11 protein-coding genes and 1 pseudogene are annotated in these 11,929 nt (G+C 72.1%); 3 read left to right on the forward strand and 9 right to left on the reverse strand.

The genetic code is table 11. The features are described from left to right. Positions 1-513: 513 nt before the first annotated feature. The 5 genes and pseudogenes from C1I97_RS20325 to C1I97_RS20345 all read right to left on the reverse strand — a co-directional run. A complete protein-coding gene (locus C1I97_RS20325; RefSeq protein WP_111004646.1) occupies positions 514-1,638 on the reverse strand; it encodes a GuaB3 family IMP dehydrogenase-related protein in 1,125 nt (374 codons plus the stop codon). A gap of 128 nt (positions 1,639-1,766) precedes the next feature. Further along, positions 1,767-3,275 (reverse strand): IMP dehydrogenase, encoded by a 1,509-nt coding sequence (guaB, locus tag C1I97_RS20330; protein WP_111004647.1) that lies wholly within the window; start codon positions 3,273-3,275, stop codon positions 1,767-1,769. 142 nt (positions 3,276-3,417) lie between these two features. Continuing rightward, on the reverse strand, positions 3,418-4,005 hold the full coding sequence (locus C1I97_RS20335) for a sigma-70 family RNA polymerase sigma factor (protein WP_111004648.1): 588 nt from the start codon (positions 4,003-4,005) through the stop codon (positions 3,418-3,420). Positions 4,006-4,674: 669 nt separating this feature from the next. Continuing rightward, positions 4,675-5,286 (reverse strand): response regulator transcription factor, encoded by a 612-nt coding sequence (locus tag C1I97_RS20340; protein ID WP_003948568.1) that lies wholly within the window; start codon positions 5,284-5,286, stop codon positions 4,675-4,677. 485 nt (positions 5,287-5,771) lie between these two features. Next, positions 5,772-6,107 (reverse strand): annotated as a pseudogene (locus C1I97_RS20345) (LysR family transcriptional regulator); the annotation flags it as partial. Positions 6,108-6,188: 81 nt separating this feature from the next. Here C1I97_RS20345 and C1I97_RS20350 point away from each other — a divergent pair. The 3 genes from C1I97_RS20350 (at position 6,189) to C1I97_RS20360 (ending at position 8,552) form a co-directional block, all read left to right on the forward strand. Beyond that, the gene (locus tag C1I97_RS20350) at positions 6,189-6,869 is read left to right on the forward strand and encodes an MOSC domain-containing protein (protein ID WP_111004649.1); all 681 of its coding nucleotides are present in this window, start codon (positions 6,189-6,191) and stop codon (positions 6,867-6,869) included. 97 nt (positions 6,870-6,966) lie between these two features. Then, a complete protein-coding gene (locus C1I97_RS20355) occupies positions 6,967-7,740 on the forward strand; it encodes an SDR family NAD(P)-dependent oxidoreductase (RefSeq protein ID WP_111004650.1) in 774 nt (257 codons plus the stop codon). A 104-nt stretch (positions 7,741-7,844) separates the two neighbouring features. Further along, positions 7,845-8,552, forward strand: a complete 708-nt coding sequence (locus C1I97_RS20360; protein ID WP_111004651.1) for an ester cyclase — start codon at positions 7,845-7,847, stop codon at positions 8,550-8,552. Between the two features lie 27 nt (positions 8,553-8,579). On the opposite strand, the gene C1I97_RS20365 is transcribed toward C1I97_RS20360, so the two are convergent. The 4 genes from C1I97_RS20365 to C1I97_RS20380 form a co-directional block, all read right to left on the reverse strand. Beyond that, positions 8,580-9,485: a biotin-dependent carboxyltransferase family protein gene (locus C1I97_RS20365; RefSeq protein ID WP_111004655.1), complete on the reverse strand. Its 906-nt coding sequence runs from the start codon at positions 9,483-9,485 to the stop codon at positions 8,580-8,582. 113 nt (positions 9,486-9,598) lie between these two features. Next, the gene (locus C1I97_RS20370) at positions 9,599-10,249 is read right to left on the reverse strand and encodes a 5-oxoprolinase subunit B family protein (protein ID WP_111004652.1); all 651 of its coding nucleotides are present in this window, start codon (positions 10,247-10,249) and stop codon (positions 9,599-9,601) included. After that, a complete protein-coding gene (locus C1I97_RS20375; RefSeq protein ID WP_111004653.1) occupies positions 10,246-11,037 on the reverse strand; it encodes a LamB/YcsF family protein in 792 nt (263 codons plus the stop codon). The genes C1I97_RS20370 and C1I97_RS20375 overlap by 4 nt, the downstream gene beginning before the upstream one ends. A 3-nt stretch (positions 11,038-11,040) precedes the next feature. After that, positions 11,041-11,883: an urea carboxylase-associated family protein gene (locus tag C1I97_RS20380; protein WP_111004654.1), complete on the reverse strand. Its 843-nt coding sequence runs from the start codon at positions 11,881-11,883 to the stop codon at positions 11,041-11,043. Positions 11,884-11,929: the final 46 nt, after the last annotated feature.

Consider the following 11,929-nt stretch of genomic DNA (forward strand, 5'->3'; position numbering starts at 1 on the left):
CCGCCGGTACCGTACGGAACTGGTGGAGCCCACCGCAGCGGCCACTGCAGCGGGCTCCTGACCGCCAAGCGGAGTGTCCACCCCTAGTTCTCATAGGGGTGGCCGCTCAGCGGCCGTAAATCCGCAAGATCCACCTCCTCCGGAATTTCACCAGCCGAAGCCAGTGCTGCTCCAGCCGAAGCCGGATGCGGTCCCAGAGAGTGGGCTTGCGGTGACGGCCCATGGGCGCGCCCCCTCCCACGATGCCGCCCATCGGCCCGGTAGGGCGGTCCGTCGGATTCGGGCCGGGCCCCGAGGCGCGAGGTCCGGACCGTGTCCTTGGAAGGGGGGCGCCCCGGAGAACCGGGTCGCCGAGCACGGACATTACCGGCCCGACACGCCCACCCCCGGCGTATTCGCCCTGAACGCAACCGTGCGCCCCCTACCGCACAACGCGCCCCCACCTGCGCACACGCGAAGGGGCCCGGTCACCACGTGACCGGACCCCTGGAACGAACGCCGTACGGCTACCGGCTACCGCTTGTGCTGCGAGTCCCCCACCGTGACCTCGACCCGCTGGAACTCCTTCAGCTCGCTGTAGCCGGTCGTGGCCATGGCACGCCGCAGCGCGCCGAAGAAGTTCATGGAGCCGTCGGGGGTGTGCGAGGGACCCGTGAGGACCTCCTCGATCGTGCCGACCGTGCCCAGGTCGACCTTCTTGCCGCGCGGCAGCTCCTCGTTGACGGCCTCCATGCCCCAGTGGTGGCCCTTGCCGGGCGCGTCCGTGGCGCGGGCCAGCGGGGAGCCCATCATCACGGAGTCCGCGCCGCAGGCGATCGCCTTGGGAAGGTCGCCGGACCAGCCGACGCCGCCGTCCGCGATCACGTGCACGTACCGGCCGCCGGACTCGTCCATGTAGTCGCGGCGGGCCGCGGCCACGTCGGCGACCGCCGTGGCCATCGGGACCTGGATGCCCAGCACGTTGCGCGTGGTGTGCGCCGCGCCGCCGCCGAAGCCGACCAGGACGCCGGCCGCGCCGGTGCGCATCAGGTGCAGGGCCGCGGTGTAGGTGGCGCAGCCGCCGACGATCACCGGGACGTCGAGCTCGTAGATGAACTGCTTCAGGTTCAGCGGCTCGTGCGAGGACGAGACGTGCTCGGCCGAGACCGTCGTGCCGCGGATGACGAAGATGTCCACGCCCGCGTCGACGACGGCCTTGGAGAACTGGGCGGTGCGCTGCGGGGAGAGCGCGGCGGCGGTGACCACGCCCGCGTCGCGCACCTCCTTGATGCGCAGGCCGATCAGCTCCTCCTTGATGGGAGCGGCGTAGATCTCCTGCAGGCGGCGGGTCGCGGCCCCGACGGGCAGCTCGGCGATCTCGTCGAGCAGCGGCTGCGGGTCCTCGTACCGCGTCCACAGGCCCTCGAGGTTGAGCACGCCCAGGCCGCCCAGCTCGCCGATGCGGATGGCCGTGGCCGGGGAGACGACCGAGTCCATGGGCGCGGCCAGGAAGGGCAGCTCGAAGCGGTAGGCGTCGATCTGCCAGGCGATCGAGACCTCCTTCGGGTCCCGCGTACGGCGGCTGGGGACGACGGCGATGTCGTCGAAGGCGTACGCCCTGCGGCCGCGCTTGCCGCGCCCGATCTCGATCTCAGTCACGTTGGTGGCCTTTCCCTGATGCGTTGCAGCATCTTCCAGTATCGCCGACACCCATGCCGAGGGCGGCCCCGAAGCAACCGGAGCCGCCCTCGACCACACGTCGGACGTGCTTCACGCGTGCGCGTGCGTCAGTTCTTGCTGCTGTAGTTCGGCGCCTCGACCGTCATCTGGATGTCGTGCGGGTGCGACTCCTTCAGCCCCGCCGAGGTGATCCGTACGAACCTGCCGTTCGCCTGCAGCTCGGGGACGGTCCTGCCGCCGACGTAGAACATCGACTGGCGCAGGCCGCCGACCAGCTGGTGGACGACGGAGGAGAGCGGGCCGCGGTAGGGGACCTGGCCCTCGATGCCCTCGGGGATCAGCTGCTCGTCGGAGGCGACGCCCTCCTGGAAGTAGCGGTCCTTGGAGAACGACTTGCGGTCGCCGCGGGTCTGCATGGCGCCGAGCGAGCCCATGCCGCGGTAGGACTTGAACTGCTTGCCGTTGATGAACAGCAGCTCGCCCGGGGACTCCTCGCAGCCGGCCAGCAGCGAGCCCAGCATCACCGTGTCGGCGCCGGCGACCAGGGCCTTGGCGATGTCGCCGGAGTACTGCAGGCCGCCGTCGCCGATGACCGGGACGCCGGCCTCCCTGGCGGCCAGCGAGGCCTCGTAGATGGCGGTGACCTGCGGGACGCCGATGCCGGCGACCACGCGGGTGGTGCAGATGGAGCCGGGGCCGACACCGACCTTGATGCCGTCGGCGCCCGCGTCGACCAGGGCCCGGGCGCCGTCGCGGGTGGCGACGTTGCCGCCGATGACGTCGACGCCGGCCGCGTTCGACTTGATCTTGGAGATCATGTCTCCGACCAACCGGGAGTGGCCGTGCGCGGTGTCGACGACGATGAAGTCGACGCCCGCCTCGATCAGGGCCTGGGCGCGCTCGAAGGCGTCCCCGGCCACGCCGACCGCGGCGCCGACCAGCAGCCGGCCCTTGGCGTCCTTGGCGGCGTTGGGGTACTGCTCGGCCTTGACGAAGTCCTTGACCGTGATCAGGCCCTTGAGGACGCCCGCGTCGTCGACCAGCGGCAGCTTCTCGATCTTGTGGCGGCGCAGCAGCGCCATGGCGTCCGCGCGGGAGATGCCCACCGTGCCGGTGACCAGCGGCATCGGCGTCATGACCTCGCTGACCCGGCGCGAGCGGTCGGGCTCGAAGGCCATGTCGCGGTTGGTGACGATGCCCACCAGCTTGCCGGAGGGGTCCGTGACGGGGGTGCCGCTGATGCGGAACTTGGCGCACAGCGCGTCCGCCTCGGCGAGCGTGGCCTCCGGGTGGATGGTGATGGGGTTGGCCACCATGCCGGACTCGGAGCGCTTGACCAGGTCGACCTGGTTGGCCTGGTCCTCGATGGAGAGGTTGCGGTGCAGCACGCCGACGCCGCCCTGACGGGCCATGGCGATCGCCATGCGCGACTCGGTCACCTTGTCCATGGCGGCGGACAGCAGCGGGATGTTGACCCGCACGTTCTTGGAGACGTACGAGGCGGTGTCGATCTCGTCGGGCGCCATGTCCGACGGGCCCGGCAGCAGCAGCACGTCGTCGTAGGTCAGCCCGAGTGTCGCGAATTTCTCGGGCACTCCGTCGACGTTGGCAGTCATGACACCTTCCCCAAATGGCCTTGATCGGTGCGGATGTCCATGCTAACGGGAAGCGGAGCTGTCCCATTCCACGGTTTCGCGCGGCTTCGGGTCTCGTGTGTTCGTACGGAACCGTCGCACCGCCGGTTCAACCGCCGGGCGGCTACTGCTCGGCCAGGGCGCGCAGGCGGCTCAGCGCACGGTGCTGGGCCACCCGGACCGCCCCTGGTGACATTCCCAACATCTGCCCCGTTTCCTCCGCGGTCAGCCCCACCGCGATACGCAGGAGCAGCAGCTCGCGCTGGTGCTCCGGGAGGCTGGCCAGCAGCTTCTTGGCCCACTCGGCGTCGCTGCTGAGCAGGGCGCGCTCCTCCGGGCCCAGGGAGTCGTCCGCGCGCTCGGGCATCTCGTCGGAGGGCACGGCCGTGGAGCCCGGGTGCCGCATGGCGGCGCGCTGCAGGTCGGCGACCTTGTGGGAGGCGATGGCGAAGACGAACGCCTCGAAAGGGCGGCCGGTGTCCTTGTAGCGCGGCAGGGCGAGCAGGACGGCGACGCAGACCTCCTGGGCGAGGTCCTCCACGAAGTGGCGCGCGTCCCCCGGGAGCCGGGACAGCCGGGTGCGGCAGTAACGCAGTGCGAGCGGGTGGACCCGGGCGAGCAGGTCGTGGGTGGCCTGCTCGTCACCGCGGACGGCGCGGTGGACGAGCGCACCGATCGCCCCTTGGGCAAGTGCCGCCTGGTCGTCGCGCATCGGTCCATGGTGCCTTGGCCTCGTCCGTTCCGTGGCACCGCCTTCGTGGTTGTGCACTGAAGCGTTATGAGCAGGTGCGCCGAAGCTCATCCCCCGCGCCCTCCCCTTCCGCTCGACCGACTCGTCCGCAAGGAACTCCACACCTCAAGCATGCGTCATCCCCGCCGAAACGAGCAGCGGGCACCGGGCGAGCCGCTTTGCCACCGGCGGCGGCGATGAGGTAGGGAGCGTTGCGCGCCCGTACCGACGGCCCGGGTACCGGCCGGCTGCCCGGCCCGTCCCGGTGCCGTACCGCGTCGGTCTCCGGCGCTGTCGCACAGCGTACGGCGCTCGGGGCGCCCGCCCCTGACGCACGGCGGCCGGCGTCCGCCCCGGCGCCGAGCCACGCCGCCGGTGTTTCACCCGTCCGCGCCGTCGACGTCCCGCCGTCCGTGCCGCACAGCGTCCGCTGCCCGCCGGGTGGCCGGTGGCGTACGCGCGCGTTCTGCGGTCGGCGTTGCCGTACGGCGGCCGATGAGCGCCGGTGCCTGTTCCGGTGAGACCGCCGGCACCGGGCGCCGTCGTACGACCGGACGCTCCCCCACGCCGATCCCGCGCGCGTGGGGGTGCCGTCGCGTCTTCGCCGGTCCGGAGCCGGGCACGACCCACCCGGCCCGGCCCGCGCAGGCCCTAGCGGACCAGGCCCCAGCGGAAGCCGAGGGCCACCGCGTGCGCGCGGTCCGAGGCGCCGAGCTTCTTGAACAGGCGGCGGGCGTGGGTCTTGACCGTGTCCTCGGAGAGGAACAGCTCGCGGCCGATCTCCGCGTTCGAGCGGCCGTGGCTCATGCCCTCCAGGACCTGGATCTCACGCGCGGTGAGCGTGGGCGCGGCGCCCATCTCGGCCGAGCGCAGCCGGCGCGGGGCGAGCCGCCAGGTGGGGTCGGCGAGGGCCTGCGTCACCGTGGCCCGGAGCTCCGCGCGGGAGGCGTCCTTGTGCAGGTAGCCACGCGCGCCGGCGGCCACGGCGAGCGCCACGCCGTCGAGGTCCTCGGCGACGGTGAGCATGATGATGCGCGCGCCGGGGTCCGCGGACAGCAGGCGCCGCACCGTCTCGACGCCGCCCAGTCCGGGCATGCGCACGTCCATGAGAATGAGGTCGGAGCGGTCGGCGCCCCAGCGGCGGAGGACTTCCTCGCCGTTGGCCGCCGTCGTCACGCGCTCGACGCCGGGCACGGTCGCCACCGCGCGGCGCAGCGCCTCTCGGGCAAGCGGGGAGTCGTCGCAGACGAGGACGGAAGTCATGGCCGTCCTCCGCAGCTGATGCGCGTCACCTTGAGCCTCCAGGCTGGTACGAAATCGTCACCTGTGCGGTCGACCGTCTCGGACGCCCGCCCGAGCGTTTGTGTTTTCAACCGCCTCCGCACTCTCAACGACGGTCACTCGAAAGGGTTACGGGGCCGTACGCCGCCTTCGGCACTCTACGTGAGGGAACGGACACAGCGCCGACATGAACGTCGGACCCTCAACTTTTCATCACAAGCTATGCCCCATTTAGCCCCTTTTCTTCCTGTTTGCAGGTGTCTGGGGCTAGATTCTCAATGAGTCATATTTTCATCTCCTTAGATCGGAGATGTACGGTCGTTGACACCGTATCCGCCACGAACGGCACAAGGGGTCACACAATGGCAGATTTCTCCCGCCTTCCCGGACCGAACGCGGATCTGTGGGACTGGCAGCTGCTGGCTGCCTGCCGCGGTGTGGACAGCTCGCTCTTCTTCCATCCCGAGGGCGAGCGCGGCCGGTACCAGCGTGGAGCTGCCGCTGGGGAAGGAGACGAGCCGTACGCGCCCGGCCCGCAGCCCGGCGATCGCGGCGACCTCCTCCTCGGCCGCGGTGAGCCCGGCGAGGATGGTGCCCGCGTGCCGCACGAGCGCCTCACCGGCCTGGGTCAGACGCATCTCACGGCCGGCGCGGACCAGCAGCGGGGTGCCGACGGATGCCTCCAGGGCCTTCATCTGCTGACTGACGGCGGGCTGGGTGCAGCCCAGTTCGCGCCCCGCCGCCGAGAAGGAGCCGGTGGTGGCCACGGCGCGCAGCACCCGGAGATGACGAGCCTCGATCACACCATCGAGCATAAGCGAGTCTTTGACGATCCGCGGAATAACGCGTCGACACTTTCACACCCCTCCCCCTACCGTGCCCCCATGAAGCTTCTGTCAGTGAACCTGGGCCGTCCGCGGGCCGTGCCGTACACCGATCAGCCCGAGGGTGTGACCGGCATCGACAAGCGGTCGGTGGACGGACCGGTGCGGGTGGCGGCGCCCGGGCCGAAGGGCGTCGGCGCGAGCGGGCTGGCCGGGGACGCGGTGTGCGACACCCGGCACCACGGCGGCGACGACCAGGCGGTGTACGCGATGGCGCGCGAGGACCTCGACGACTGGGAGCGCGAACTGGGCCGGACGCTGGCCAACGGCGCGTTCGGCGAGAACCTCACCACGCGGGGTCTGGACATATCCGGTGCGCGGATCGGCGAGCGCTGGCGGATCGGCTCGCCGCTCGGCCCGTCGGTGCTTTTGGAGGTCACGTCCGGGCGGATTCCCTGCCGCACCTTCCAGGGCCATCTGGGGGAGAAGAGCTGGGTGAAGCGGTTCACGCGCAAGGGTGCGCCGGGCGCGTACCTGCGGGTGCTGGAGCCGGGCGAGATCCGGGCGGGCGACCCCGTCGAGATCGTGCACCGCCCGGACCACGAGGTGACCGTGGCCCTGCAGTTCCGGGCCATGACGACCGAGCGCCCGCTGCTGCCCCGGCTGCTCGCGGCGGGTGCGGCGCTGCATCCGGAGTCGCTGGCGGCTGCACGGAAGTACGCGCGCGTGTACGCGGACTGACCGCGCGTCACCGCCTGTTCCCTCACCCGTCCGTCACCGATCGGAAGGACCTGTGCGGAAATCGGAGCCGGACGCTCCGGACGACTAATCTTTCGGCATGACAACGGCTCTGATTACGGGATCGACCGCGGGCATCGGTGCCGCGTTCGCGCGGCGGCTGGCGGCCGACGGGCACAACCTCGTCCTGGTGGCGCGGGACACCAAGCGCCTGACGGAACAGGCGACCGAGCTGCACGACCGGCACGGCATCGAGGCGGAGGTGCTGACGGCCGACCTGGCGACGGACGACGGCATCGACGCGGTCGCCGCCCGGCTGCGCAACCGCACCAACCCCGTGGACCTGCTGATCAACAACGCGGGCTTCGGCAACAAGGGCCGCTACCTCGACGTACCGATGAGCGACGAGCTCAGGATGATCAAGGTGCACATCGAGGCGGTGCTGCGGCTGACGTCGGCGGCGACCGAGGGGATGCGCGAGCGCGGCCGGGGCGGGGTGGTGAACGTGGCGTCGGTGGCGGCCTTCGTGCCGCGCGGCACCTACGGGGCGTCGAAGGCGTGGGTCGTGCAGTTCACCGAGGGTGTGGCGCGCGACCTGGCCGGCAGCGGCGTACGCCTGATGGCGCTGTGCCCCGGCTTCGTCCGCACCGAGTTCCACCAGCGGGCCGGCATGGGCACGGACAGCATCCCGAACTGGATGTGGCTGGACGCGGACAAGCTGGTCGCGGCGGCGCTGGCGGACCTGGCCCGCGGCAAGACCCTGTCCGTCCCGGACCCCCGCTACAAGGCGCTGACGGGCCTGGCGAAGGTGGCGCCCCGCGGCCTGCTGGGCGGCGTCACGTCGAGGACGGGCCGCAAGTACGGCCCGCAGTGAGGGCACGCAGTCGATGACCGTACGGAGGTGACGCGGGCGCCCCGGTGGGAAAATGACCCTGACGGAAGACCGGACCGACCGGGCCAGGGGGCCGGAGGCGCGTCATGACCTTCGTACAGCTCATCGAGTGCAGGACGAGCCGGTTCGACGAGGTGAACCGGCTGCTGGACATCTGGGCCGAGCAGACCAGGGGCAGGCGGACGGCGACGCACACGGTCGTCGGCAAGGACCGTTCGGACGGGGCACACCTCGTCGAACTGGTGGAATTCCCCTCCTACGAGGAGGCGGTGCGGAACGCGAACCTGCCGGAGACCGACAGGATCCTCCAGGGCATGGCCGCCCTCTGCGACGAGACGCCCACCTTCACCGACCTGGACGTCGTGCGCGACGAGCAGTTCCACGAGACCGCCGTACGCCGCTTCCACGACGCCCTGACGGCCGTCGGCGAACTGTCCCCGCTCAACGACCTGATCGACGAGGACTGCCACAGCCACGACCCCGTCAACCCCCAGGTCACCATCGGCCTGGACGCCGTCCGCCGCGACTTCCGCATGTGGCGCGACGCCTTCGACGCCGCCTTCACGATCGAGGACCTGGTCCCCCAGGGCGACCGCGTCTGCACCCGCTGGACCTGGACGGCCACGCACCGGGGCGAGTTCCTCGGCATCGCCCCCACGGGCAGGCGGGTCACCATGACCGGCATGACCCTCTTCCACTTCGGCGACCACGGCAAGATCACCGAACTGTGGTGGCAGCACGATCAGCTGGGCCTGCTGCAACAACTGGGCGCACTGGAGGAACTGGAGCAGTAGACAGGCGCCGGGATCACCGGGTCGGGATCACCGGGTGGGGCGGAAGCGGACGGCCGCGCCCGGGGGGATCTGCCCGGCCAGGGGCAGGTCGGCGGCGTCGACCACCGCGATGACCGGGTAGCCGCCGGTCACGGGGTGGTCGCTGAGGAACAGCACCGGCCTGCCGTTCGGCGGGACCTGGAGCGCGCCCGGCACCATGCCCTCGGCCGGGAGTTCCCCGTCGCGGGCCCGCGTCAGGGCCGGGCCGTCGAGCCGGATGCCGATCCGGTTGCTGCGGCTGGTCGCCTCCCAGCGGGCGCCGAGCAGCGTCGCGTACGAGGCGTCGTCGAACCAGTCGTCGCGCGGCCCGCGCACCACGCGCAGCGTGAACGCGCGCGGCGGTGCCGTGCGCGGTGCCAGGTCCACGGCCGGGAAGGGGAGCGCGGGGCGGCCGACCGGCAGGCGGTCGCCGGTGCGCAGGGGCTGCGGGCCGATGCCGGAGAGCAGGTCGGTGGAGCGCGAGCCCAGGACCAGGGGCGTGTCGAGCCCGCCGCGCACGGCGAGATACGTGCGCAGCCCCGAGCCCGGCACGCCCAGGTGCAGCGTCTGTCCGTCGTGCAGCGGGAACGGCGCGTCGACCGGGACGGACCGGCCGTCCACGGTGGCCGGGCACGGCGCCCCCGTCAGGGCGGCGTACAGGACCGACGGCGCCCCCGACGGCGCACGGCAGTGCACACGCACCCGCAGGCCGCCGAAGGTGGTCTCGACGCCGGCCGCGTTCTCGGGGTTGCCCACCAGCCGGTTGGCGAGGGCCAGCGAGTCCCTGTCGGCGGCACCGGAGCCCGAGACCCCGAGGTGGCCCCATCCGGGGCGACCCAGGTCCTGGACCGTGGCGAGCGGGCCGGGCGCCAGGACTTCCAGGCGGGAGCCCGTGGCCGGGGCGCTCGCCGCCAGGGCGCTCGCTGCCGGGGCATCAGCCGCCGTCGCCGTCGCGTGGGACGTCTGTGGCGTCTGTAGCTTTTGTGGCCTCTGTGGCCTCTGTGGCGTCTGTGGCGTCTGTGGCGTCGTCACCGTATCTCCTCGGGAACGAAGCGGACGTGGCTGCCGGGGACCAGCAGCGCCGGTGGATCGCGCCGCTCGTCCCACAGCACGGCGTCCGTGGTGCCGAGCAGCTGCCAGCCGCCCGGCGAGGAGCGCGGGTAGACCCCCGTGAAACCGCCGGCGACGGCGACCGAGCCCGCCGGTACCGCGGTGCGCGGCTCGGAGCGGCGCGGCAGCCGCAGCAGCGGATCGGTGCCCGTGAGGTAGCCGAAGCCCGGGGCGAAGCCCGCGAAGGCCACCGTGTAGAGCGGTGCGGTGTGCCGGGCGATCACCTCGCCCACGCCCAGCCCCGTCAGCTCGGCCACGTCGGAGAGGTCCTCGCCGTCGTAGCGGACGGGGAGCGTGACGATCTCCTCGCCGGCCGGCCGGGTGCCGGGCGTGGACCGCTCCGCCGGGCCGAGGGCCGCCGCGCGCTCCGTCACGACCGCGGCCACGGTCTGGTGGGCGGTGACCGCGGGGTCGTAGGTGACGAGCAGCGTGCGGGCGGCCGCGACCAGTTCGCGCACGCCGCGCGGACGGTCCGCCTCCAGCGCGCCGCGCAGCGCCAGCACCTGTTCCAGTCCGCCGGCCTCGGCCAGCAGGGCGTGGCTGCCGACCCGGCGGATGCCGACGCTCACGCCGGCACCGACAGCGGCTTCGGCGCGGCGAACGGCGTCGGGGCGAGACCGGCCCCCTCCAGCTCCTCACGCAGCCGGCGCGCGATCGCGACCGCGCCGGCCGTGTCGCCGTGCACGCACAGCGACCGTACGGACAGCGGCACGTCGCTGCCGTCCACGGCCTCCACCACGCCCTCGGTCACCATCCGCAGGCAGCGCCGCACGATCAGCTCCGGGTCGTGCAGCACCGCGCCGGGTTCGCGGCGCGAGACCAGGGTGCCCTCGGGGGTGTACGCCCGGTCGGCGAAGGCCTCGTGCACCGGGGTGAGCCCGGTGGCCTCCGCCGTGCGCAGCCAGACGCTGCCGGGCAGGCCCAGCACCGGGAGTTCCGGGTCGTAGCGGCGCACGGCCTCCGCGACGGCGGCGGCCTGCGCCTCGTGGTGGACGATCGCGTTGTAGAGGGCGCCGTGCGGCTTGACGTACGCGACGCGGGTGCCGGCGAGGCGGGCGAAGCCGTCGAGTGCGGCGATCTGGTAGACGACGTCGTTGACCAGCTCGGCGGGGTCGACGTCGATGAAGCGGCGCCCGAAGCCCGCCAGGTCCCGGTAGCCGACCTGGGCGCCGATGGCGACGCCGCGCTCGGCGGCCGCCTCGCAGATCCGGCGCATCACGGTGGGGTCGCCCGCGTGGAAGCCGCAGGCCACGTTGGCACTGGTGACGAGGGACAGCAGGGCCTCGTCGTCACCGAGCTGCCACTGCCCGAAGCCCTCGCCGAGGTCGCTGTTGAGGTCGATCACGGGTGCCTCCACGGCTCAGCTCTGCCACTCGGGACGGGTCATGCCGTGCAGGTTGCGGTACTCGGCGACCTTCGGCGAGGACCAGCCCTCCAGCAGCTCGGGGTCGACCTTGTAGACCTCGACGCCGATCGGGTGGCACACCTCGACGGGGTCGTGGGCGTCCGGGCCCCACATCGGGACCGACAGGTCGCCGCCGGGGCAGGTGGACAGCGCGCACAGCAGGTCCAGCTCGGCGAAGAACTCGAAGTGGTCGCCGGGGCGGGCCGGGCAGTCCTTCATGAAGTACTGGTCGTCCTCGTTGAGCCCGGTGCACTGGAAGACGTTCAGCACGTCGTGCACGTCGAACTCGGTGAGCCCGTAGGGGAGCACGGACCGCACCAGGTTCGAGTGGCAGTGGAAGTCGAAGTCCTCGCCCGTCAGCATGCGGTTGACGTACGGGTCGCAGCGGGTGCCCAGCAGGTCGTGCACGCGCCCGCCCTCGGCGTCACGGCCGTAGCCGGCGAGCGTGTCGTCGGTGATCGTCAGCAGCGGACGCAGGAAGGGCAGGTTCGACCAGATCCGGTCGTACGTGCTCACGTGGGCGCGCTGGAGCTGGCGGGTGCGGGCCGCCCACATGCGCTCGCGGGGGTCGTTGCGGTTCCAGATGTTCAGGTCGCCGACCTGCGGCCCGTCGACGGTGACCAGGCGGCACAGGTGCCCGGCCGGAACCTCCCAGGCGCGGCCCGAGCGGATCGGTATGACGAAGCTGTCGACGAGCTCGCGGCCCTCCTCGGTCTTCGAGACCCGGTCGTAGAAGGCGCGGTCGACGTCGAGCGGACCGCCCTTCGTCGCCTGGTAGGCGGCTGCGGTGGTGGCCATGGGGGGTACCTCTTCTTCTCTTGGTGGCTGGTGGGCCTGTGGGGGC

Source organism: Streptomyces sp. NTH33 (assembly GCF_003236365.1).
In the GTDB taxonomy this organism is placed as follows: domain Bacteria; phylum Actinomycetota; class Actinomycetes; order Streptomycetales; family Streptomycetaceae; genus Streptomyces.